Here is a 22,399-nt window from a genome sequence, read left to right on the forward strand (position 1 = left end):
TGCACACGGGGGTCGGTGGGTCACTGGTGCTTGGGCCGCAGCAGGGCCACGACGACGAGACAGGCGATGCTGACCAGGATCAGCAGGAACGACGTGGCGTACGCCGTCCCCTGCTGGAAGTTCTGGTACTTCGCCTCGACCATGAGCGTCGCGGTCTGGGTGCTGCCGGTGACGTTGCCGGAGACGATCTTCACGGCCCCGAACTCGCCGAGGGACCGGGCGAGGCTCAGCACCACGCCGTAGATCACGGCCCACTTGATGCTGGGCAGGGTGATCCGCCAGAAGGTCTGGCGGGCGTTCGCCCCCAGGCTGCGGGCGGCCTGCTCCTGGTCGTCGCCGACCTCGGTCAACGTCGGGACGACCTCGCGGATGACCAGCGGCAGGGCCACGAAGCAGGTGGCCATGACCATGCCCGGCGTGCTGAAGATGATCTGGAAGCCGTTGTCCTCCAGCGACGGGCCGAACCAGCCGTTGCGGCCGTTGTAGACGAGCAGCAGCGCGAGGCCGACCACGACCGGCGACACCGAGAGCGGCAGGTCGATCAACGCCGAGAGCAGGCGCTTGCCGGGGAACTCGTAGCGGACGAGCAGGACCGAGATCGTCACGCCGAAGAGCGTGTTGATCACGACCGCCCAGCAGGCGACGACCAGCGTCAGCTCCAGCGCGTTGACGACGTTCGGGTCGTCGAAGGTCGCGAGGAGGTTGTCGAGACCGTCGGCGAACGTCTGGCGTACGACGAGCGCCACCGGCCAGGCGACCAGGAAGAAGACGTAGCCGGTCGCCGCCAGACGCAGCAACCAGCGAACTGGAGTGGAGACCTCAACCACGACGCGACACCCGCCTCTGCACGATGTCGAGCACGACGATGACGAGCAGCGCCACCGCCAGCATGATGGTTGCGAGCGCGGCCGCGGACGCCGTGCTGCCGTTCTCGATGAACGACAGGACGCGCACCGAGACCACCTCGGTCTGGAACGGCAGGTTGCCGCTCAGCAGCACCAGGGAGCCGTACTCCGAGATCGCGCGTGCGAACGACAGCGCCGCACCCGCGGCGATCGCCGGGGTCAGGCTGGGCAGCACGATGCGCCGGACGATCGTCGTCCGGCTCGCGCCCAGCGAGGCCGCGGCCTCCTCGACGTCCGCGTCGATCTCCTCCAGCACGGGCTGGACGGTCCGCACGACGAACGGGAGCGTCACGAACGCCAGCGCCAGGAAGACCGCCCGCTCCGTGTTGGCCCAGTGGACGCCGATCGGGCTCTCGGGGCCGTAGAGCGCGAGCAGCACCAGCCCGGCGACGATCGTGGGCAGCGCGAACGGGACGTCGATGATGACGTCGAGGATCGCCTTGCCGGGGAAGCGGTCGCGGACCAGCACCCACGCGATCATCGTGCCCATCACGACGTTGACCGCGGTCACGAGCAACGCCTGGCCGACGGTCAGCTTGATCGCCGCCCAGGTCTGCGGGTTCTGGAGCGTGTCGACGTACTGGCTCCAGCCGTTCTCGCTCGCGGTGGCGACGATCGCGGCCAGCGGGATCAGCACGAGGACGCTGAACCAGACCATGGTGATGCCCAGGCCCAGCGCAGCACCCCTGGTGAGCGTGTTCTTCGGAGTGGCACGGCGGGCGCGCCGCGGCCGGCGTCCCTCCTGGGACGCCGGCCCGGCCGCCTCGGTCGTGACCCCGGCGAGGGCTGAGGTCACTCCTCACCGACCTTGCCGGTCTCCTGCTGAAGCTCGGTGATGATGCCCAGCGGGTTGCCGTCCTCGCCGTCGCCGAAGAACTTGCCCGCGGCCTCGCCCCAGCCGCCGAAGTCGTCGTCGAGGGTGAAGAGCTGGTCGGGGGCCGGGAACGGGTCGCTCGGGTCGTTCGCGCCGTCGACCTCGGGGATGTCGACGTCGTCGATCACCGGGCGGAAGCCGGACCTGGCGTAGTCGGCCTGCGCCTCCGGGGAGGTCATGAACTCGAGGAACGCCTGCGCGGTCGCTCCCGCGTCGACGGTGACGGCGGCCGGGTTCTGGATCAGCAGCGTGTCCGGCGGCACGACGTAGTCGACCTCCTGGCCGCTCTGCTTGGCGAGGATCGCCTCGTTCTCGTAGGAGAGCAGCACGTCGCCGTTGCCCTGGGTGAACGCCGTGGTCGCGTCGCGACCGCTGCTGGGCAGCGCGATGGTGTTGCCGAGGAGCTTGGTCATGAACGACCTCGCCTCGTCCTCGGAGCCGCCGTTGCCGGTGACGTGCGCCCAGGCGCCGAGGATGTTCCAGCGGGCCGACCCGGAGGAGCCCGGGTTGGGCGTGATGATCTCGACGCCCGGCTTCACGAGGTCGTCCCAGGTCTGGATGTCGTCCGGGTTGCCCTCGCGGACCACGAAGACGACGACGGACGACGTGGCGATGCCGGAGGTGTCGTTGTCCTTCCAGTCCTCGGCGACGAGGCCCTCGTCGACCAGGCGGGTGACGTCGGTCTCGAGCGAGTAGTGCACCACGTCGGCGTCGGCGCCGGCGACGACCGCGCGGCTCTGGTCGCCGGACGCGCCGTACGACGTCCGGAAGTCGACGCCGTCACCGTCGTCGGTGCCCTGGAAGTCGGCGAACACCGGCTCGTTGGCGGCCTCCATGACGGAGAAGGCGTTGATGTCCAGGGTCTCGCCGCTGTCGCTGCCGTCTGCGGAGGAGCAGCCGGTCAAGGCCAGCACCCCGGCGAACGCGGCCGCCGCAACCTTGATCGTTGTCTTCATCGGTCCTCTTCCCTACCGCCCCACGACGGGGCGCTTCTCGTACTTATCGAGCAGATAACTCGACTTTAGGCGATTAGTGTCCAATGCCCGCCAGTCGAACGGGTGTGTCGCGACTCACGCAGCCCCCGGGCGCCCACGTGCAGAGACGAGTTCGGACCGCCAGCACGGGCGTCTATCGTGGGAAGTCGGGACGCGGTGAGCGCGAAACTGGAACACGTTCCAGCCTGTCCGTACCGCGAGTACGATCGAGTGGACCGCCCGCCCGCCACGGGGCGTGGGCTGGCGGCCGTGAGCACGCAATCCGAGGGAAGTGGGCGCGGCCCGTGTCAAACAAGCAGGTCAAGCAGCTCGACCGGGTGATCATCCGGTTCGCGGGCGACTCCGGTGACGGCATGCAGCTGACCGGCGACCGGTTCACCCAGGAGTCGGCGGTCTTCGGCAACGACCTGGTGACGCTGCCGAACTTCCCGGCCGAGATCCGGGCGCCGCAGGGCACGCTCCCCGGGGTGTCGTCGTTCCAGGTCCACTTCGCCGACCACGACATCCTCACGGCGGGCGACGCGCCCGACGTGCTGGTCGCGATGAACCCGGCCGCCCTCAAGGCCAACCTCGGCGACCTGCCCAAGGGCGCGACGATCATCCTCGACACCCACGACTTCACCGCCCGCAACCTGACCAAGGCCGGGTACGACGCGAACCCGCTCGACCTGCTCGGCGATGCCAACGACCCGCTGGGCGAGTTCTCGGTGCAGCCGGTCGACCTGACCGGCATGACGGTCGAGGCGGTCAAGGAGTTCGGGCTCTCGCGCAAGGACGCCGCGCGTGCGAAGAACATGTTCGCGCTCGGCCTGCTCTCGTGGATGTACGGCCGTCCCACAGACCCGACGGTCGCCTTCCTGGAGAAGCGGTTCGCGAAGGTCGCCGACATCCGCGACGCCAACATCACGGCGTTCAAGGCCGGCTGGAACTTCGGCGAGACCACCGAGGCGTTCGTCGTCCAGTACGAGATCAAGCCGGCGCCGATGGAGCCCGGCACCTACCGCAACATCACCGGCAACCTGGCGCTGGCCTACGGCCTCATCGCAGGGGGCGTGCAGTCGGGGCTTCCGGTCTTCCTCGGCTCCTACCCGATCACCCCGGCCTCCGACATCCTCCACGAGCTCAGCAAGCACAAGGCCTTCGGCGTCACCACCCTGCAGGCCGAGGACGAGATCGCCGGCATCGGCTCGGCGATCGGCGCGTCGTTCGCCGGCTCGCTCGGCGTGACCACGACCTCCGGCCCCGGCATCGCGCTGAAGTCCGAGGCGATCGGACTGGCGGTGATGACCGAGCTCCCGCTCGTCGTGATCGACGTCCAGCGCGGCGGCCCGTCCACCGGCCTGCCGACCAAGACCGAGCAGGCCGACCTGCTGCAGGCGATGTACGGCCGCAACGGCGAGGCGCCGGTGCCGATCGTCGCGCCCCAGTCGCCCGGTGACTGCTTCGACGCCGCCCTGGAGGCGGTCCGGATCGCGATCACCTACCGCACGCCGGTGATGCTGCTCTCCGACGGATACCTCGCCAACGGCTCCGAGCCGTGGCGGATCCCCGAGATCGACGACCTCCCGACGATCGACCCGGCCTTCGCGACCGTGCACAACAAGACGGTCCCCGGCAAGAGGGCCAAGGACGGCACCGAGGCTCCCGAGACGACGGAGTTCTGGCCCTACCTGCGTGACGAGGAGACGCTCGCCCGCCCGTGGGCGATCCCCGGCACGCCCGGGCTCGAGCACCGCATCGGCGGCATCGAGAAGGCCGACGGCACCGGCAACATCTCCTACGACCCGGCCAACCACGACCTCATGGTCCGCACCCGTCAGGCCAAGGTCGACCGGATCGCGGAGTCCCTGCCGCCGCTGGAGGTCGACGACCCCTCGGCCAAGGATGGGCAGGGTGCGAAGGTGCTGGTGATCGGCTGGGGCTCGACGTACGGTCCGATCGGCGCCGGTGTGCGCCGCGTGCGCAAGGCCGGCTACCAGGTCGCACAGGTGCACCTGCGTCACCTCAACCCGTTCCCGAAGGACCTCGGCGAGATCCTCCAGCGGTACGACAAGGTGCTCGTGCCCGAGATGAACCTCGGCCAGCTGAGCATGCTGCTCCGCGGCAAGTACCTCGTCGACGCCATCGGCTACAACCACGTCCGTGGACTTCCCCTCAAGGCGGCCGAGCTCGCCGAGGCCATCGGCGGCCTCGTCGCCGACGCCGAGGGCATCGAGGTCAACCTGCACACCGCCGAGGAGGCGATCCATTGACCACCACCTCAACTGCCACGGAGCTTCCCTTCCCGGGTCTTCGGTCCGGCGTCGAGGGCGTCCCGACGACCGACCAGCCGCAGACGGGCAAGGACTTCACCAGCGACCAGGAGGTGCGCTGGTGCCCCGGCTGCGGTGACTACGCCGTGCTCAAGGCCGTGCAGGGCTTCCTGCCCGACCTCGGCCTGCGCCGCGAGAACATCGTCTTCGTCTCCGGCATCGGCTGCTCGTCGCGGTTCCCCTACTACCTCGACACCTACGGCATGCACTCGATCCACGGCCGCGCACCGTCGATCGCGACCGGCATCGCCACGGCCCGCGAGGACCTGTCGGTGTGGGTCGTCACCGGAGACGGCGACGCGCTCTCCATCGGCGGCAACCACCTCATCCACGCGCTGCGCCGCAACGTGAACATGACGATCCTGCTCTTCAACAACCGGATCTACGGACTCACCAAGGGCCAGTACTCCCCCACCTCCGAGGCCGGCAAGATCACCAAGTCGACCCCGATGGGCTCGCTCGACCACCCGTTCAACCCGGTGTCGCTCGCCCTCGGCGCGGAGGGCTCGTTCGTCGCCCGCACGATCGACTCCGACCGCAAGCACCTCACCTCGGTGCTCTCGGCCGCCGCCGCCCACCGCGGCACGTCGTTCGTGGAGATCTACCAGAACTGCCCGATCTTCAACGACGGCGCCTTCGACGCGATCAAGAACGCCGACACCAAGGCCGACGCGATCATCCCGCTGCGCCACGGCGAGCCGATCCGCTTCGGCGCTCCCGACGACTCGGGGCAGGGATCCCGCGGCCTGGTCCGAGACAGCGAGACGGGCGGCGTGAAGATCGTCGAGGTCGGCTCCGCCCCGGGCCAGGTGGGCGAGGACGCGCTGCTCGTGCACGACGCGCACAACCCCGACCCGAGCACGGCGTTCGCGATCTCCCGCCTCACCGACTCGGGCTACCTCAACCAGTCTCCGATCGGCATCTTCCGCCAGGTCGCGCGGCCGACGTACGACGACGGCGCCCGCGGCCAGATCTCCTCGGCCCGCGAAGCGGCGCCCGGCGACCCGACCGAGCGTCTCGCCGCCCTGATCGGCGGCGGCGACACCTGGACGATCGTCTAGCGGAGCCGTAGACACTCAGCAGGTCCCCGCCCGGGAGCGGGGACCTGCTGAGTGTGTGCATCTGCCGCACGTGGGGTACCCGGTCCTCCGGTGGCCAAACCACGCCCTATCCTGAGCGCGTGCCAGACGCCCGCCGCGGTTTCCTCCTCGGCGTCGCCGCCTACGTCATGTGGGGACTCTTCCCGCTCTACTGGCCGCTCCTGGAGCCCGCGGGCGCCTTCGAGATCCTCGCCCACCGGGTGCTGTGGTCGTGCCTCACGATGGTCGTGCTGGTCCTCCTCCTGCGGCGCGCCTCCCGGCTGGCGAGGATCTGGCGCGACCGACGGGTCCGGTTGCTGCTCACGGTGGCCGCGGTCGTGATCAGCGTGAACTGGGCGACCTACATCTGGGGCGTCAACAACGGCCGCGTCGTCGAGACGTCGCTCGGCTACTTCATCAACCCGCTCGTCACGGTGCTGATGGGCGTGCTGATCCTGCACGAGCGGTTGCGGCCGCTGCAGTGGGTCGCGCTGGGCATCGCGACCGGCGCGGTCGTGGTGCTGACCCTCGACTACGGCCGGCTCCCGTACGTCGCGCTGGTGCTGGCCCTGTCGTTCGGCAGCTACGGGCTGTGCAAGAAGACCGCCAACGTCGGCGCGACCGAGAGCCTCACCTTCGAGACCGCCGTGATCGCACCCTTCGCCCTGGCCTACGTGCTGTGGCTCGGTGCGACCGGCGCCTCCAACTTCGGCAACCACGGCGCCGGGCACACGCTGCTCTTCCTCACGACCGGCGTCGTCACCGCGATCCCGCTGATCTGCTTCGGCGCCGCCGCGACCCGGGTCTCGATGGTGACGCTCGGGCTGCTGCAGTACCTCGCCCCGATCCTGCAGTTCGCCCTCGGCGTCTTCTGGTACCACGAGGACATGCCCGCGGGTCGCTGGATCGGCTTCGTGCTCGTCTGGATCGCGTTGGTGATGTTCACCGTCGAGGCGGTCAACCACCGTCGCCGGCAGCTGCGCCTCGCGGTCGAGGCAACCACCGCCGCCTGACGTCGAGTCGGGACTTTCGGACGCTCGAGTCGGGAGTTCTGGACACGCGGAGGCCCGGCAGCGCGCGTCAACCGCCGGAACTCCCGATTGAACCGTCAAGACTCCCGATTGAACTGTCCGGAAGTCCCGACTCAACCGCTATGCGGAGCGGGTGGCGACGATGTCGGCGAACGCCTCGAGGGCGGCGCGGACCGGGCCCTCGGGTACGGCGGCGAGCCGGGCCTTGGCGCGGGCGGCCTCGGCGACGACGTACGCGCGCGCCTCGGCCAACGCGGGATGCTTGCGCAGCAGGTCGAGGACCTCGGCGTGCCGATCGTCGTCGGCCAGGTCGCCGTCGAGCAGCTCGTGGAGGCGTGCGTCGGCGGGGTCGGTGGAGGCGCGCGCCATCAGCACCGGCAGGGTCGGGACGCCCTCGCGCAGGTCGGTGCCCGGCGTCTTGCCGGACTCCCCCGAGTCGGAGGCGATGTCGAGGATGTCGTCGGAGAGCTGGAACGCCGAGCCGACGATCTCGCCGTACGCCGTGAGCGCCTCCTCGACCTCGCGGCTGGCCCCACCGAAGCGGGCGCCGTAGCGGGCCGAGGTCGCGATGAGCGAGCCGGTCTTGCCGGCGACGACCTCGAGGTAGTGCTCCAGCGGGTCCTCTCCCGGGCCGGGCGAGACCGTCTCCAGGATCTGTCCCTCGACGAGCCGGGTGAACGTCTGGGCCTGGATCCGGACCGCGTCGGGACCGAGCTCGGCGGTGAGCTCGGAGGACTTCGAGAAGAGGAAGTCGCCGGTGAGGATCGCGACGTGGTTGCCCCAGCGCGAGTGCGCCGTCGCGGCGCCGCGACGCAGGTCTGCCTCGTCCATGACGTCGTCGTGGTAGAGCGAGGCGAGGTGGGTCAGCTCGACCACGCACGCCGCGGTGATGACCTCGTCGGAGCCGGGCCGATCGCCCGCCTCGGCCGCGAGCAGCACCAGCAGCGGCCGGAACCGCTTGCCGCCCGCCTCCATCAGGTGACTCGCCATCTCGGTGACGAAGTCGGCGCGGCTGCGGACGTGTCCGGACAGTGCCTCCTCGACGATGCCCAGGCGCTCACGAAGCCTCGTGGCCAGGGCCTCGTCACCGACGGGGAGAGCGAGAGCCGCGGATCCTGTCGTCACCTGAGGAATTGTCCAGCATGGTCGGCGAGCGTGAGAACCGGGCCGGGCACGACGCCGAGCACCAGCGTCGCCGCGACGCCGACCGCGATGGTCAGCGACGTGAGCAGCGACGGCCGGGTGACGCTCGCGACCTCGCCGTGGTCGGGGCCGGAGTCGACGAAGAACATCAGCACGATGACCCGGACGTAGAAGAAGACCGCGACGATGCTGCACAGGATCGCGGCGATCACCACCGGCCAGGCGCCGGCCGACAGCGCCGCCGTGAACACGGCCCACTTGCCGACGAAGCCGGCGGTCAGCGGGATGCCGGCCATGGACAGCAGGAAGAACGCGAAGGTGCCGGCGACCAGCGGCGACCGGCGTCCGAGGCCCTGCCAGCGGACGAACGTCGAGGCCTCGCCCGAGGAGTCGCGGACCAGCGTCACGACCGCGAACGCGCCGATCAGCGCGAAGGCGTACGTCGTCAGGTAGAAGAGCACCGCCTGGGTCGAGGTGATCTCGCCCTCCGAGAGGTCGGCGGCCTGCTGGACGCCGAGCACGCCGGTCAACAGGAAGCCGGTGTGGGCGACCGAGGAGTAGGCGAGCATCCGCTTCATGTCGGTCTGCACGACGGCGAGCACCGCGCCCACGACCATCGTCAGGATCGCCACCACCCACAGCATCGGCTGCCACGTCCACCGGTCGGCGCCGAGCGCGACGTAGAAGACGCGCAGGATCGCGCCGAACGCCGCGATCTTGGTCGCGGCCGACATGAACGCCGTGACCGGCGTGGGGGCTCCCTGGTAGACGTCGGGCGTCCACGAGTGGAACGGCACCGCGCCGACCTTGAAGAGCAGGCCGACCGACAGCATGCCCACGCCGATCAGCAGCAGCGTCTGGTTGCCGAGGTCGTTGCGGACCGCCTCGTTGATGTCGGCGAACACCATGGAGCCGGCGAAGCCGTAGATCAGCGCCACGCCGTACAAGAAGAAGCCGGACGAGAAGGCGCCGAGCATGAAGTACTTGAGCGCGGCCTCCTGGCTGAGCAGCCGGCGCCGACGGGCGAGTCCGCAGAGCAGGTAGAGCGGGAGCGAGAGCACCTCGAGCGCCACGAAGAGCGTCAGCAGGTCGTTGGACGCCGGGAAGAGCAGCATGCCGGCGACCGCGAACATGAGCAGCGGGTAGACCTCGGTGTGCTCGAGGCCACGCGTCGACGCCTGACGCTCGGCGTCGGTGCCGGGCAGCGCGGCGGCCTGGCCGGCGAACGCCGAGACACCGCCCTCGAGCCGGCGCTCCGCGAAGAGCAGCACACCGCCGAGGGCGCAGATCAGGATCAGTCCCCAGACGAAGACGGCGGGCCCGTCCACGACGACCGTGCCCTCGACGTCGATCGCACCGCGCGCCGCGCCGTCACCGTGCACCTCCAGGTCACGGGCGACCAGGATCGTGCCGACCAGGGCGGCCACGAGGCCGGCGGCGGCGAGCACCGTCTGGACGAGGAAGCGCCGTGCGCGCGGGACGAACGCCTCGATCACCACTCCGGCGCAGGCCACGCCGAAGACGACGAGCAGCGGCCAGATGTCGGCGTACTCGATGGTGGGCTTGGTGAAGTCCATCAGTGAGCACCTTCCTCGGCCACGGGCACGGTCGGCTGGTCGTCGGAGACACCGACGTGCTCGAGCAGCGACTCGACAGTCGGGTTGACGGCGTCGAGCATCGGCATCGGGTAGAAGCCGAAGAGCACGAGGGCGGCCATCAGCGGTACGACGGCGACGAGCTCGCGTCGCCCGAGGTCACGCATGCCCTCGTCGGCGGGCACGGGCGGGCCGGTCATCGTGCGCTGGTAGAGCCAGAGCACGTAGATCGCGGCCAGCACGATGCCGGTGACCGAGACGACGCCGACCCACCAGTGGTAGTCGAAGGCCGCGATCATCACCAGGATCTCGGAGACGAACTGGCTCAGACCCGGCAGGCCGAGCGTGGCCAGGCCGGCGACGAGGAAGAGCCCGGCGAGCACCGGCGCCCGCGACTCGACGCCGGTGATCTCGCTGATCAGCGAGGTGCCCTTGCGCCGGATCAGGTAGCCCGCCAGCAGGAACAATGCGGCGGTGGCGACCCCGTGGTTGACCATGTAGAGGATCGCGCCCGAGCCGCCCTGCGTGGTCAGCGCGAAGATGCCGAGCGTGATGAAACCGAAGTGGCTCAGCGACGTGAGGCCGATGAGCCGCAGGATGTCGTCCTGGCCGATCGCGAGGAAGGCGCCGTACACGATCGAGATCAGCGCGAGCGTGATGACCACCGGCGTCGCCCACTCCGAGGCGCCCGGGAACATGCCGAGGCAGAAGCGCAGCATCCCGAAGGTGCCGATCTTGTCGAGGATGCACACCAGCAGCACGCTCGTGCCGGGCGTCGCGTGCTCGGTGGTGTCGGCGAGCCAGGTGTGCAGCGGGAAGAGCGGCGCCTTCACGACGAAGGCGATCATGAAGCCGACGAAGAGCCAGCGCTCCCAGGTCGTGCTCATGTCGAGCTGCTGCAGGTCGGAGAGCAGGTACGACGGCGAGCCGGCGTCGGCCGAGACGACGTAGAGCCCGATCACCGCGGCGAGCAGCACGAGGCCGCCGCCGAGCTGGTACATCAGGAACTTCAGCGCGGCGAAGGCGCGGCCCTCGCGGCCGAAGCCGCCGATGAGGAAGTACGCCGGGATCAGCGTGGCCTCGAAGACGACGTAGAAGAGGAAGACGTCGGTGGCCGCGAAGACGCAGAGCGAGAACGCCTCGAGCGCCAGCGCCCACGCGAAGAACGCCGCGGCGTTGCGGCCGTCGGCCTCGTGCCACGACGCCACGAACACGACGGGGACCAGCCCGACCGTCAGCAGGATCATCAGCAGGCCGAGTCCGTCGACGCCGAGGGCGTAGTGGACGCCGAACGCCTCGATCCACGTGTGGGTCTCGGTGAGCTGCATGCCGTCGCCGGCGTCGTACTGCGTGGCGATGACGACGCCCACCGCCGCGGTCACGAGCGCGAACGCCAGCGCGACCTGCTTGGGCAGCGGTGTGGTGCGCGACGCCTTCGGCAGGACCGCCGTGACCAGCGCGCCGACGAGGGGCACGGCGATCAGGACGGTGAGCCAGGGAAGATCGTTCATGCGGGGTCCTCGCGGAATCGTGGGCTGGAGGAGCGCAGCGTCGGGGTCCCCGCGGGCTTGTGGCGGAGGAGCGAAGCGGGGGAGCCACAAGGTCGTGGGGTGAAGCGTTGCGGGGGAAGCCCGCGATTTCGTGGGGTGCTCATACCGCATTCACCGCCAGGAGCGCCAGGGCGACCAGCAGGGCGCCGCCGAGGATGGACAGGGCGTAGGAGCGGACGAAGCCGTTCTGGACGCGTCGGCCGACCTGCGCGGCCACGCCGATGGTGACCGGCCCGCCGGTCAGCACGCCGTCGACGACGTACTTGTCGGTCGTCAGCAGTGCTGAGGTGAGGTGCCTGCCGGGGTTGACCACCAGGGTGTCGTTGATGACGTTGCCGTAGACCTCCTCGCGACCCGCGCGGGTCACGAACGAGACCTCCTGGGGCGCCACCCGCGGCACCTCGCGCTTGCCGACGAGGAACCAGGCGAGCGCGACACCGATGGCCACCACGCAGACCGCGATCACGGTGACCGCGATCGCCGGGAGCGGCGGGTCCTCGTGCGGCGCGACGCCGGTCACCGGGGACAGGAAGTCGACGATCCAGTCGCCGGCGAGCATCACCCCGCCGAGCACCGACAGCGCCGCGAGGACGATCAGCGGGATCGTCATCACCGACGGCGACTCGTGCGGGTGGACGTCCCTCTCCCAGCGCTTCTCGCCGAAGAACGTCATCAGCATCAGCCGGGTCATGTAGAAGCCGGTGATGCCGGCGCCGAGCAGCGCGCACAGACCGACGATCCAGTTGTCGGCCAGCGCGGTCTCGATGATCTTGTCCTTCGACCAGAAGCCGGAGAAGCCGGGGAAGCCGATGATCGCGAGATAGCCCATCGCGAACGTCAGGTAGGTGACCGGCATCGCCTTGCGCACCGCGCCGTAGTGGCGCATGTCCACGTCGTCGTTCATGCCGTGCATCACCGAGCCGGCGCCGAGGAACATGTTGGCCTTGAAGAAGCCGTGGGTCAGGAGGTGGAAGATCGCGAAGGCGTAGCCCGCGACGCCCAGGCCGGCGCCGAGCATCATGTAGCCGATCTGGCTCATCGTGGAGCCGGCGAGCGCCTTCTTGATGTCGTCCTTCGCGCACCCGATCCACGCACCCCACAGGAGCGAGATCACCGCGACGATCACCACGACCGTCTGCGCGTCGGGCGCGAGCTCGAAGACGAAGTTGGAGCGGACGACCAGGTAGACGCCGGCCGTCACCATCGTGGCCGCGTGGATGAGCGCCGACACCGGCGTCGGACCCTCCATCGCGTCGAGGAGCCACGCCTGGAGCGGGAACTGAGCCGACTTGCCGCAGGCGCCCAGCAGGAGGAGCAGCCCCAGGATCGTCATCGTGGTCTGCGACGCCTCGCCGGCGCCGGCACTGATCACGGCGAAGCTGGTCGACCCGAAGGTGATGAAGAACAGCATGATCGCCAGCGACATGCCCATGTCGCCGACGCGGTTGATCACAAAGGCCTTCTTCGCGGCGGCGGCCGCCGACGGCTTGTGCTGCCAGAAGCCGATGAGCAGGTACGACGCGAGGCCGACGCCCTCCCAGCCGAGGAACAGGCCGAGGTAGTTCTCGGAGAGCACCAGCATCAGCATCGCGGCCACGAACAGGTTGAGGTACCCGAAGAACCGGCGCCGACGCGGGTCGTGGGCCATGTAGCCGATCGAGTAGACGTGGATCAGCGACCCCACGCCGGTGATCAGCAGCAGGAACAGCGCGGAGAGCGGGTCGTAGAGCAGGTCCATGCCGACGTCGAGATGGCCGGTCTGGAACCACGTGTAGAGCTCCTGGACCACCTGGCGGTCGTCCTCCTCGCGGCCCAGCAGCGAGACGAACATCGCCAGCGAGAGCGCGAACGAGCCGATCGGCAGCGCGGCGCCGAGCAGATGCCCCCACCGGTCGGTGTACTTGCCGCCGATCAGCAGGATCGCTGCGCCCGCCAGGGGCAGCGCGACCACCAGCCACAGCAGGGAGAACACCCCGTCGGCGGAGCTCGGGTCGACGACCGGGATTCCCCCGCCTTCGTGGAACGCGTACATCAGATCCGCACTCCTAGTACTTGAGCAGGCTGGCGTCGTCGACCGAGGCCGAGCGACGGGTCCGGAAGATGGTCATGATGATCGCGAGCCCGACCACGACCTCGGCGGCGGCGACGACCATGACGAAGAACGCCGCGATCTGGCCGTCGAGGTTGCCGTGCTGCTTCGCGAACGCGACCAGCGCGAGGTTGGACGCGTTGAGCATCAGCTCGACGCTCATGAAGACCACGATCGCGTTGCGTCGCGTCAGCACGCCCACGCAGCCGATGGTGAACAGGATCCCGGAGAGCACGACGTACGGCGTGACGTCGTCCATCAGTGCTCACCTCCCGTGGCGGGTGCTTCCTCGGTGGTCGACGCCGGTGGGGCCGCGTCGCGACCCGCGTGCGGCGCCCAGCCGATCTGGTGCTCGATCTCCTCGATGTCGTCGGCCAGCGCCGGGGCGGACCGCACCGTGCCCCGGGCGGCGAGCACCCTCGAGACCGAGGACTCCGCGGCCGTGCCGTCGGGGAGCAGCGCGGGGGTGTCGACCGCGTTGTGGCGGGCGTAGACACCCGGAGGCGGCAGCGGACCCAGGTGGGCACCCTTCTCGGCGTAGTCCTGCATCCGCTGGGCGGCGCGCTCCGGCTGACCGGCCTTCGGCGTGAGCCGCTCGCGGTGGGCGAGCACCATCGCGCCGACCGCCGCCGTGATGAGCAGCGCGCTCGTGGTCTCGAACGCGAACACGTAGCGGGAGAAGAGGATGTTGGCGAGCGCCTGGATGTTGCCCGGCGCGTTCGCGTCGTCGAGCCCGACGGCGGTCCCGAGCGTGATCTGTCCGAGGCCGGTCACCAGCAGAACGCCGAGGCCGACGCCGCCGGCGATCGCGAACGCCCGCTGACCGCGGATGGTCTCGACGACCGAGTCGGACGCGTCGACGCCGACCAACATCAGCACGAACAGGAACAGCATCAGGATCGCGCCGGTGTAGACGATGATCTGCACCGCGAAGAGGAACGGCGCCTCGAGCGCGAGGTAGAGCACCGCGAGCGACATCATCACGACCGCGAGCAGCAGCGCCGCGTGGACGGCCTTGCGGACGAAGAGGATGCCGAGGGCGGCGATCACCATGATCGGCGCGAGGATCCAGAAGGCCACCATCAGGAGTCACCCTCCTTTGCGGAGGCGCCGTACTCGCCGCGGTAGTAGGAGCCCTCGTCGTCGCCGAGCCGCATGGGGTGCGGCGGCTGCTCCATGCCGGGCAGGAGCGGGGCGAGGAGGTCGGACTTCTCATAGATCAGGTCGGCACGCGTCGTGTCCGCCAGCTCGTACTCGTTGGTCATCGTGAGCGCGCGGGTCGGGCAGGCCTCGATGCACAGGCCGCAGAGGATGCAGCGCAGGTAGTTGATCTGGTAGACGCGGCCGTACCGCTCACCGGGGCTGTAGCGCCCCTCGCCGTCGGCGTCGTCGGTGTTGGTCGCACCCTCGACGTAGATCGCGTCCGCCGGGCACGCCCAGGCGCAGAGCTCGCAGCCGATGCACTTCTCGAGCCCGTCGGGCCAGCGGTTGAGCTGGTGCCGCCCGTGGAAGCGGGGCGCGGTCGGCTGCTTCTCGAAGGGGTACTGCTCGGTGACGACCTTCTTGAACATGGTCCGGAAGGTCACCCCGAACCCGGCGACCGGGTCCCAGAACTGCTCCTTCATCGACCTGGACTGTGACTTCGGCTGGGCCATCAGGCCTCACCTCCGGTGACGGTGGAGCTCGAGGTGCGGAACGTGAGCGGCTGCGCGGCCCCGCGCACGGCGCCGCCGGTGGGCATGGGCGGCACCGGGAACCCGGTCGGGAGCGGCTCCGGCTCGGCCGCCTCCTCCTGCTGCTCGCCCTCGCCGACGAAGAACATGACGAGGAACAGCACTGCGAGGACGCCGATGCCGATGAGGATCCACTGTCGGTCGATGCCGCCCTCGAGCGAGATCGCGCGGATCGTGGAGACGGCGACGATCCACAGCAGCGACACCGGGATCAGCCGCTTCCAGCCGAACGCCATGAACTGGTCGTAGCGCAGCCGCGGCAGCGTGCCGCGCAGCCAGATGAAGACGAAGATGAAGAACAGGACCTTGCCGAAGAACCACAGCACCGGCCAGTAGCCCTCGTTGGCACCGGCCCAGACGTGGTCGATCCAGAACGGCGCGTGCCAGCCGCCGAGGAACAGCGTGGTCGCCAGCGCGGACACCGTGGCCATGTTGATGTACTCGGCCAGGAAGAACAGCGCGAACTTCAGCGAGCTGTACTCGGTGTGGAAGCCGCCGACCAGCTCGCCCTCGGCCTCCGGGAGGTCGAACGGGGCGCGGTTGGTCTCGCCGACCATCGAGATCAGGTAGATCACGAACGACGGGGCGAGGATCAGGCCGAACCACAGGTCGTCCTGGGCGGCGACGATCTCCGAGGTCGACATCGACCCGGCGTACAGGAACACCGCGACCAGCGCGAGGCCCATCGCGACCTCGTAGGAGATCATCTGCGCGCTCGAACGCAGGCCGCCCAGCAGGGAGTACGTCGAGCCGCTGGACCAGCCGCCGAGCACGATGCCGTAGATGCCGATCGACGCGATCGCCATCACGAAGAGCACCGCGACCGGCATGTCCGTCAGCTGCAGCGGTGTCTGCTCGCCGAAGAAGTTCACGGTCGGCCCGAAGGGGATCACCGCGAACGTCACGAACGCCGGCACCGTCGCGAGGACGGGCGCGAGGATGAAGACCACGCGGTCGGCCGCCTTCGGTGTGACGTCCTCCTTGAGCGCGAGCTTGACGCCGTCCGCCAGCGACTGGAGCAGGCCGAAGGGGCCGTGCACGTTGGGGCCGATGCGGTGCTGCATGCGCGCGACGACCCGGCGCTCCCACCAGATGTTGAACAGCGTCAGCAGCACCAGGATCAGGAAGATCATCAGCGTCTTGATGCCGATGATCCACCAGGCGTCGTTGCCGAAGTCGGCCAACGAGTCCGTGGCCAGCGGCAGGACGTGGGCGTTCACTGGTCGGCTCCCTTCGCGATCGTCACGCGGCTGCCGGGCGAGGCCAGGTCGGCCAGGACGCCGTTGCCGAACGAGTTGGCGGGCACCCAGACGACGTCGTCGTCGAGCTCTGCGGGCTCTGCGGGCAGCGTCACCGAGCCGCGGTCGCCGGTCAGGGTGACGGTGGGGCCGTGAGCGTCGTACGCCGTGGGCGACAGCCGGGCGACCGGGGCGCGACCGGTGGCGCGGTAGGCCTTGTCGCCGTCCTGCAGCGAGCCGTTGTCGATCATCAGCTTCCAGGTCGCCAGCGCGAAGTGACCCTCGGTGGTCGAGGAAGGCGCACCGGCACCGGCCTCCTCGGTGGTTGACGAAGGACGAAGTGCTGTCTCGGAACCACCGAGCACGGCACGCTCGCCGTCCCAGGGACCCATCTCCTCCATCTCGGCCCGCGCCTCGGCGACGGTGCGGAAGCCGAGCGGCCTGCCAACTCCAAGGGCAGAGAGCTCCTCGGCGATCCCGGCGAGGATGCGCAGGTCGGGCAGCGAGCTCGGGCTGGAGAAGACCGCCTCGAAGGGTCGCGGCCGGCCCTCCCAGGTCACGAACGTCCCGGCCTTGTCGGACACGGGGGCGACCGGGAAGACGACGTCGGCCGCCCGCGTCACGTCGGTCTCGCGCAGCTCGAGAGCGACGACGAACGACGCGGCCTCGAGCGCGGCGCGGGTGGCGGCCGGGTCGGTGGTGTCGTCGGGGTCGACCCCGCCGACGACCACTCCGCCGAGCTCACCGGAGCCCAGGGCCGCGATGATGCCGTCGGCGTCGCGTCCGGGCGTCTCGGGCACGTCCACCCCCCAGTCGGCGCCGACGTCGACCCGGGCACCGGCGTCGGCGACCGGGCGGCCGCCGGGCAGCAGGTTGGGCAGGCAGCCGGCCTCGACCGCACCGCGGTCGCCGGCGCGTCGGGGCACCCAGGCGAGCCGGGCGCCGGTCCTCGCCGCCAGTCCGGCCGCGGCGCTCAGCGCACCGGGCACGGTCGCGAGTCGTTCGCCGACCAGGATCACCGCGGTCTTGTCGATGCCGAACTCGCCCTGCGCGACGAGAGCCGCGAGCGCCGCGGCCTCGTCGCCGGGCGCGGTGCGGACCAGCTGGCCGTGCATCTTCGCCAGGCCGCGGGACGCGTAGGGGGCGATCGACACGACGCGGGTGCCTCCGCCCGATCCGGCACGGCCGGCGGCCTTGCGCAGGCGCAGGAAGATCATCCCGGCCTCGTCCTCGGGCTCGAGGCCCGCGAGGACGACCGTCGAGGCCGACTCGAGGTCGGCGTACGTCACCGTGCGGCGCAGCACGACCTCCGCGGCGAGGAACGCCGCCTCCTCGGCCGAGTGCGGCCGGGACCGGAAGTCGATGTCGTTGGTGCCGAGCGCCACCCGGGCGAACTTGCTGTAGGCGTAGGCGTCCTCGGCGGTGACCCGGCCGCCGGTCAGGACGCCGGTCCCGCCCGCCTCGCTCAGGCCGCGGGCCGCGACCGCGAAGGCCTCGGGCCACGACGCCGGGCGCAGCTCACCGTCCTCGCGGATCTGCGGGTAGGTCAGCCGGTCGGGCTCGGTCGCGTAGTGGAACCCGAACCGGTCCTTGTCGGTGATCCACTCCTCGTTGACCTCGGGGTCGTTGCCCGCGAGTCGGCGCATCACCTTGCCGCGCCGGTGGTCGATCCGGATCGCCGACCCGCACGCGTCGTGCTCGGCGACGCTCGGCGTCGAGACCAGGTCGAAGGGGCGGGACCGGAAGCGGTAGTCGGCACTGGTGAGGGCGCCGACCGGGCAGATCTGGATCGTGTTGCCGGAGAAGTAGGACTCGAACGGCTCACGCTCGTAGATGCCGACCTGCTGCAGCGCTCCGCGCTCGACGAGCGCGATGAAGGGGTCGCCGGCGATCTGCTCTGAGAAGCGGGTGCAGCGCGCGCAGAGCACGCAGCGCTCGCGGTCGAGCAGCACCTGCGCGGAGATGTTGATGGGCTTGGGGTAGGTGCGCTTGACGCCACCCCGCGCTGAGAAGCGGGAGTCCGCACGGCCGTTGGACATCGCCTGGTTCTGCAGCGGGCACTCGCCGCCCTTGTCGCAGACCGGGCAGTCCAGCGGGTGGTTGATCAGCAGGAACTCCATGATGCCCTGCTGCGCCTTGTCGGCGACGGGGCTGGTGGCCTGGGTGTTGACGACCATGCCCTCGGCGACCGGCAGCGTGCAGGACGCCTGCGGCTTAGGGAAGCCGCGACCGTTGCCGGCGTCGGGCACGTCGACCAGGCACTGCCGGCAGGCGCCGACCGGCGCGAGCAGCGGGTGGTCGCAGAAGCGCGGCACCTGGACGCCGACCTGCTCGGCCGCGCGGATGACCAGCGTGTCCTTGGGGACGCTGAGCTGTACGCCGTCGATGGTCAGCGTGACGAGATCCGTCTTCTCCGGCACGGTCGTCATGCCAGCACCTCCTGTCCTGCCCAGGCGGTCGAGCGGGCCGGGTCGAAGGGGCACCCGCCCTCGGTGAGGTGCGCGACGTACTCGTCGCGGAAGTACTGGATGCTGCTGGTGATCGGACTGACCGCGCCGTCGGCGAGCGCGCAGAACGAGCGGCCCAGGATGTTGTCGCACTGGTCGAGCAGCAGGTCGAGGTCCGACTCGCTGCCCTGGCCCTTCTCGAGGGCCGAGAGCACCTGCACCAGCCACCACGTGCCTTCGCGGCAGGGCGTGCACTTGCCGCACGACTCGTGCTTGTAGAACTCGGTCCACCGCAGCGTCGCACGCACCACGCACGTGGTGTCGTCGAAGATCTGCAGGGCCCGGGTGCCGAGCATCGACCCGGCGGCGCCCACGCCCTCGAAGTCGAGCGGGATGTCCAGGTGCTCGGCGGTGAGCAACGGCGTGCTCGAACCACCCGGCGTCCAGAACTTCAGCTCGTGCCCCTCGCGCATCCCGCCCGCCAGGTCGATCAGCGTGCGCAGCGTGATGCCGAGCGGCGCTTCGTACTGGCCGGGCCTCCGCACATGGCCCGAGAGGGAGAAGATGCCGAAGCCCTTGGACTTCTCGGTGCCCATCGAGGCGAACCAGCCGTGGCCGTTGGCGACGATGCTCGGCACCGACGCGATCGACTCGACGTTGTTGATCACGGTCGGGCTGGCGTAGAGACCGGCGACCGCGGGGAACGGCGGGCGCAGTCGGGGCTGGCCGCGACGGCCCTCCAGGCCCTCGAGCAGTGCCGTCTCCTCGCCGCAGATGTAGGCGCCGGCACCGGCGTGCACGACGACGTCGAGGTCGTAGCCGGAGCCGTGGATGTCCTTGCCCAGATGGCCGGCGAGGTAGGCCTCCTGCACCGCACGCTGCACGCGGCGGACGACGTGGAGCACCTCGCCGCGGATGTAGATGAAGGCCTTGTTGGCGCGGATGGCGTAGCTGCTGATGATCACGCCCTCGACGAGCGTGTGCGGGCTGGCCATCATCAGCGGGATGTCCTTGCAGGTGCCCGGCTCGGACTCGTCGGCGTTGACCACGAGGTACTTGGGTCGCGGGTTGTCCTGCGGGATGAAGCCCCACTTCATCCCGGTGGGGAAGCCGGCGCCGCCGCGGCCGCGCAGGCCGGACTCCTTGACCGTCTCGATCACCGCGGCCGGGTCCATCGCGAAGGCCTTGTCGAGGGCGCCGTAGCCTCCGCGCTCGGTGTACGCCGCGAGCGTCCAGGCCCGGTCGTCGCCCCAGTTGTCGGTGAGGACCGGAGTGAGGGTGTCAGGCATCGCTGTCCTCCTGCTTGGTCTCCGTCTCGGCGCGCGCGGTGTCGGCCTGCTCGACCGCCTCCTGCTTGGTGTCGGCGGTGCGACCGCTGCCGCTGTCGGTCTCGGGGTGCGGGGCGGTCCAGCCCCGCTCGCGGGCGATGCCGAGCCCGACGAGCGACGCGGGACCGGCGGCCGGGCCGTCGTCGGCGAGGTCGTCGGGGAAGCCCGCGAGCACGCGCTCGGCCTCGCGCCAGGTGACGATGCGCGGCCCGCGGGTCGAGCGGACCTCGTTGCCGGCGCGCAGGTCGTCGACCAGCTGCACCGCGGACTCCGGGGTCATGTTGTCCATGAACTCCCAGTTGGCCATCATCACCGGCGCGTAGTCGCAGGCGGCGTTGCACTCGACGTGCTCGAGCGTGATGCTCCTCAGACCGGGGGCGTCGTCGGTGGTCTCGTCGTTGCCGACGCCCAGGTGGTCCTGCAGCCGCTCGAAGATCGCGTCGCCGCCCATCACCGCACACAGCGTGTTGGTGCAGACGCCGACGTGGTAGTCGCCGACCGGGCGGCGCTTGTACATGGTGTAGAACGTCGCGACGCCGCTGACGTCGGCGGCGGTGATGCCGAGGATCTCGGCGCACGCCTCGATGCCCTCCGGGGTGATCCGGCCCTCGACCGACTGCACCAGGTGCAGCATCGGGAGCAGCCCGGAGCGCGGCTCGGGGTAGCGGGCCGCGATCTCCTTCAGCTCGACCAGCGTCTCCTCGGAGAGCGTCATCGGTCTACGCCTCCCATCACGGGGTCGATGGATGCGATCGCGACGATCACGTCGGCGACCATGCCGCCCTCGGCCATCACGCTGGTGGCCTGGAGGTTCGTGAACGACGGATCGCGGAAGTGGGCGCGGAAGGGGCGGGTGCCGCCGTCGGAGACGACGTGCGCGCCGAGCTCGCCGCGCGGTGACTCGACCGGCACGTAGGCCTGACCGGCCGGCACCCGGAAGCCCTCGGTCACCAGCTTGAAGTGGTGGATCAGGGCCTCCATCGACTCGCCCATGATGTGGCGGATGTGGTCGAGGCTGTTGCCCATGCCGTCGCTGCCGATCGCGAGCTGGCTCGGCCAGGCGATCTTCTTGTCGCCGACCATGACCGGGGCGCCGTCGAGCTTCGCGAGCCGGTCGGCGGCCTGCTCGACGATGCGCAGCGACTCCCACATCTCGTTGAGGCGGACGCGGAACCGGCCGTAGGAGTCGGCGGTGTCCCAGGTCTGCACGTCGAACTCGTAGGTCTCGTAGCCGCAGTAGGGCTGGGACTTGCGGAGGTCCCACGGGTAGCCGGTGCTGCGGAGCACCGGCCCGGTCAGCCCCAGCGCCAGGCAGCCGGCGAGGTCCAGGTGGCCGACACCCTCGAGACGGGCCTTGAAGATCGGGTTGGCGTTGCAGAGGTCGGCGTACTCGGGGAGCCGCTTCTTCATCAGCGCGACGAAGCCGCGGATCTCGTCGAGAGCGCCCGGGGGCAGGTCCTGGGCGACCCCGCCGGGGCGGATGAAGGCGTGGTTCATCCGCAGCCCGGTGATCAGCTCGAAGAGGTCGAGCACCAGCTCGCGCTCGCGGAAGCCGATCGTCATCACGGTCAGCGCGCCGATCTCCATGCCGCCGGTCGCGATCGCGACGAGGTGGGAGGAGATGCGGTTGAGCTCCATGAGCAGGACCCGCATGACCTGGGCCTTCTCGGGCACCGAGTCGTCCCCTTGGCCGTCGATGCCGAGGAGTCGCTCGACGCCGAGCACGTAGGTCATCTCGTTGTAGAACGGCGAGAGGTAGTCCATCCGGGTGCAGAACGTGACGCCCTGCGTCCAGGAGCGGTACTCCATGTTCTTCTCGATGCCGGTGTGCAGGTAGCCGATGCCGCAGCGGGCCTCGGTCACCGTCTCGCCCTCGAGCTCGAGGATCAGGCGGAGCACGCCGTGGGTGGAGGGGTGCTGCGGCCCCATGTTGACCACGACCCGCTCCATGACCTCCTCGTCGGCGAGGCCCTCAGCGATCGTGTCCCAGTCCTGGCCGGAGACGGTGAAGACGCGGCCCTCGCTGGTCTCGCTGGAGCCGGCGTAGAGATCCTGGTCGGTGCTCATCGGGGTCCCCTCG

General features: G+C 70.0%; 18 protein-coding genes. 3 read left to right on the forward strand and 15 right to left on the reverse strand.

All coding sequences use genetic code 11. The annotated features are described in order from the left end of the window. Window positions 1-20: 20 nt before the first annotated feature. From PZ894_RS21170 to PZ894_RS21180, 3 genes are read right to left on the reverse strand one after another with little or no spacing between them, the layout of a single operon-like run. The gene (locus tag PZ894_RS21170) at window positions 21-797 is read right to left on the reverse strand and encodes a sulfate ABC transporter permease subunit (protein ID WP_275747848.1); all 777 of its coding nucleotides are present in this window, start codon (window positions 795-797) and stop codon (window positions 21-23) included. A 22-nt stretch (window positions 798-819) separates the two neighbouring features. Further along, a complete protein-coding gene (gene cysT / locus PZ894_RS21175; RefSeq protein WP_275747849.1) occupies window positions 820-1,701 on the reverse strand; it encodes a sulfate ABC transporter permease subunit CysT in 882 nt (293 codons plus the stop codon). Beyond that, window positions 1,698-2,735 carry a sulfate ABC transporter substrate-binding protein gene (locus PZ894_RS21180; RefSeq protein ID WP_275747851.1) on the reverse strand — a complete coding sequence of 346 codons (1,038 nt, stop codon included), beginning with the start codon at window positions 2,733-2,735 and terminating at the stop codon, window positions 1,698-1,700. The genes cysT and PZ894_RS21180 overlap by 4 nt, the downstream gene beginning before the upstream one ends. A gap of 323 nt (window positions 2,736-3,058) precedes the next feature. Here PZ894_RS21180 and PZ894_RS21185 point away from each other — a divergent pair, with 323 nt between their 5' ends. The 3 genes from PZ894_RS21185 to rarD all read left to right on the forward strand — a co-directional run bounded on the left by PZ894_RS21185 (window position 3,059) and on the right by rarD (window position 7,178). Beyond that, the gene (locus PZ894_RS21185; RefSeq protein ID WP_275747853.1) at window positions 3,059-5,026 is read left to right on the forward strand and encodes a 2-oxoacid:acceptor oxidoreductase subunit alpha; all 1,968 of its coding nucleotides are present in this window, start codon (window positions 3,059-3,061) and stop codon (window positions 5,024-5,026) included. Then, window positions 5,023-6,147 (forward strand): 2-oxoacid:ferredoxin oxidoreductase subunit beta, encoded by a 1,125-nt coding sequence (locus PZ894_RS21190; RefSeq protein WP_275747854.1) that lies wholly within the window; start codon window positions 5,023-5,025, stop codon window positions 6,145-6,147. The genes PZ894_RS21185 and PZ894_RS21190 overlap by 4 nt, the downstream gene beginning before the upstream one ends. Before the next feature lie 119 nt (window positions 6,148-6,266). Next, window positions 6,267-7,178, forward strand: a complete 912-nt coding sequence (gene rarD, locus PZ894_RS21195) for an EamA family transporter RarD (RefSeq protein WP_275747855.1) — start codon at window positions 6,267-6,269, stop codon at window positions 7,176-7,178. 138 nt (window positions 7,179-7,316) lie between these two features. Here rarD and PZ894_RS21200 read toward each other — a convergent pair whose 3' ends face one another. The 12 genes from PZ894_RS21200 to PZ894_RS21255 form a co-directional block, all read right to left on the reverse strand. Beyond that, complete coding sequence (locus PZ894_RS21200) at window positions 7,317-8,321, reverse strand: polyprenyl synthetase family protein (RefSeq protein ID WP_275747856.1); 1,005 nt, start codon at window positions 8,319-8,321, stop codon at window positions 7,317-7,319. Next, on the reverse strand, window positions 8,318-9,916 hold the full coding sequence (nuoN, locus tag PZ894_RS21205) for an NADH-quinone oxidoreductase subunit NuoN (protein WP_275747857.1): 1,599 nt from the start codon (window positions 9,914-9,916) through the stop codon (window positions 8,318-8,320). Before nuoN ends, PZ894_RS21200 begins: the two co-directional genes overlap by 4 nt. Beyond that, on the reverse strand, window positions 9,916-11,445 hold the full coding sequence (locus tag PZ894_RS21210) for an NADH-quinone oxidoreductase subunit M (protein WP_275747858.1): 1,530 nt from the start codon (window positions 11,443-11,445) through the stop codon (window positions 9,916-9,918). The genes nuoN and PZ894_RS21210 overlap by 1 nt, the downstream gene beginning before the upstream one ends. Before the next feature lie 139 nt (window positions 11,446-11,584). Next, entirely contained in the window at window positions 11,585-13,516 is a 1,932-nt protein-coding gene (gene nuoL, locus PZ894_RS21215) for an NADH-quinone oxidoreductase subunit L (RefSeq protein ID WP_275747859.1), read from the reverse strand. A 13-nt stretch (window positions 13,517-13,529) separates the two neighbouring features. Continuing rightward, window positions 13,530-13,832, reverse strand: a complete 303-nt coding sequence (gene nuoK, locus PZ894_RS21220) for an NADH-quinone oxidoreductase subunit NuoK (RefSeq protein WP_275747861.1) — start codon at window positions 13,830-13,832, stop codon at window positions 13,530-13,532. Next, window positions 13,832-14,656 carry an NADH-quinone oxidoreductase subunit J gene (locus PZ894_RS21225; RefSeq protein ID WP_275747863.1) on the reverse strand — a complete coding sequence of 275 codons (825 nt, stop codon included), beginning with the start codon at window positions 14,654-14,656 and terminating at the stop codon, window positions 13,832-13,834. Before PZ894_RS21225 ends, nuoK begins: the two co-directional genes overlap by 1 nt. After that, window positions 14,656-15,198 (reverse strand): NADH-quinone oxidoreductase subunit NuoI, encoded by a 543-nt coding sequence (nuoI, locus tag PZ894_RS21230; protein ID WP_275747864.1) that lies wholly within the window; start codon window positions 15,196-15,198, stop codon window positions 14,656-14,658. Before nuoI ends, PZ894_RS21225 begins: the two co-directional genes overlap by 1 nt. Before the next feature lie 29 nt (window positions 15,199-15,227). Continuing rightward, on the reverse strand, window positions 15,228-16,526 hold the full coding sequence (gene nuoH, locus PZ894_RS21235) for an NADH-quinone oxidoreductase subunit NuoH (protein WP_275747866.1): 1,299 nt from the start codon (window positions 16,524-16,526) through the stop codon (window positions 15,228-15,230). Beyond that, window positions 16,523-18,973 carry an NADH-quinone oxidoreductase subunit G gene (locus tag PZ894_RS21240; protein ID WP_275747868.1) on the reverse strand — a complete coding sequence of 817 codons (2,451 nt, stop codon included), beginning with the start codon at window positions 18,971-18,973 and terminating at the stop codon, window positions 16,523-16,525. The genes nuoH and PZ894_RS21240 overlap by 4 nt, the downstream gene beginning before the upstream one ends. Then, entirely contained in the window at window positions 18,970-20,280 is a 1,311-nt protein-coding gene (gene nuoF / locus PZ894_RS21245) for an NADH-quinone oxidoreductase subunit NuoF (protein ID WP_275747870.1), read from the reverse strand. The genes PZ894_RS21240 and nuoF overlap by 4 nt, the downstream gene beginning before the upstream one ends. Then, a complete protein-coding gene (gene nuoE, locus PZ894_RS21250) occupies window positions 20,273-21,034 on the reverse strand; it encodes an NADH-quinone oxidoreductase subunit NuoE (RefSeq protein ID WP_275747871.1) in 762 nt (253 codons plus the stop codon). The genes nuoF and nuoE overlap by 8 nt, the downstream gene beginning before the upstream one ends. Next, a complete protein-coding gene (locus tag PZ894_RS21255; protein WP_275747873.1) occupies window positions 21,031-22,386 on the reverse strand; it encodes an NADH-quinone oxidoreductase subunit D in 1,356 nt (451 codons plus the stop codon). Before PZ894_RS21255 ends, nuoE begins: the two co-directional genes overlap by 4 nt. Window positions 22,387-22,399 lie beyond the last annotated feature (13 nt).

Origin of the sequence: Nocardioides sp. YIM 152315 (assembly GCF_029210375.1) — a bacterium.
Taxonomy (GTDB): Bacteria; Actinomycetota; Actinomycetes; order Propionibacteriales; family Nocardioidaceae; genus Nocardioides.

What these genes read in the sequence shown, in the direction of transcription:
- PZ894_RS21180 (WP_275747851.1), bottom strand. Translation starts at nt 2,735, where the DNA reads ATGAAGACAACGATCAAGGTTGCGGCGGCCGCGTTCGCCGGGGTGCTG.
- nuoN (WP_275747857.1), bottom strand. Translation starts at nt 9,916, where the DNA reads ATGGACTTCACCAAGCCCACCATCGAGTACGCCGACATCTGGCCGCTG.
- PZ894_RS21210 (WP_275747858.1), bottom strand. Translation starts at nt 11,445, where the DNA reads ATGAACGATCTTCCCTGGCTCACCGTCCTGATCGCCGTGCCCCTCGTC.
- nuoL (WP_275747859.1), bottom strand. Translation starts at nt 13,516, where the DNA reads ATGTACGCGTTCCACGAAGGCGGGGGAATCCCGGTCGTCGACCCGAGC.
- nuoK (WP_275747861.1), bottom strand. Translation starts at nt 13,832, where the DNA reads ATGGACGACGTCACGCCGTACGTCGTGCTCTCCGGGATCCTGTTCACC.
- PZ894_RS21225 (WP_275747863.1), bottom strand. Translation starts at nt 14,656, where the DNA reads ATGGTGGCCTTCTGGATCCTCGCGCCGATCATGGTGATCGCCGCCCTC.
- nuoI (WP_275747864.1), bottom strand. Translation starts at nt 15,198, where the DNA reads ATGAAGGAGCAGTTCTGGGACCCGGTCGCCGGGTTCGGGGTGACCTTC.
- PZ894_RS21240 (WP_275747868.1), bottom strand. Translation starts at nt 18,973, where the DNA reads ATGACGACCGTGCCGGAGAAGACGGATCTCGTCACGCTGACCATCGAC.
- nuoF (WP_275747870.1), bottom strand. Translation starts at nt 20,280, where the DNA reads ATGCCTGACACCCTCACTCCGGTCCTCACCGACAACTGGGGCGACGAC.
- nuoE (WP_275747871.1), bottom strand. Translation starts at nt 21,034, where the DNA reads ATGACGCTCTCCGAGGAGACGCTGGTCGAGCTGAAGGAGATCGCGGCC.
- PZ894_RS21255 (WP_275747873.1), bottom strand. Translation starts at nt 22,386, where the DNA reads ATGAGCACCGACCAGGATCTCTACGCCGGCTCCAGCGAGACCAGCGAG.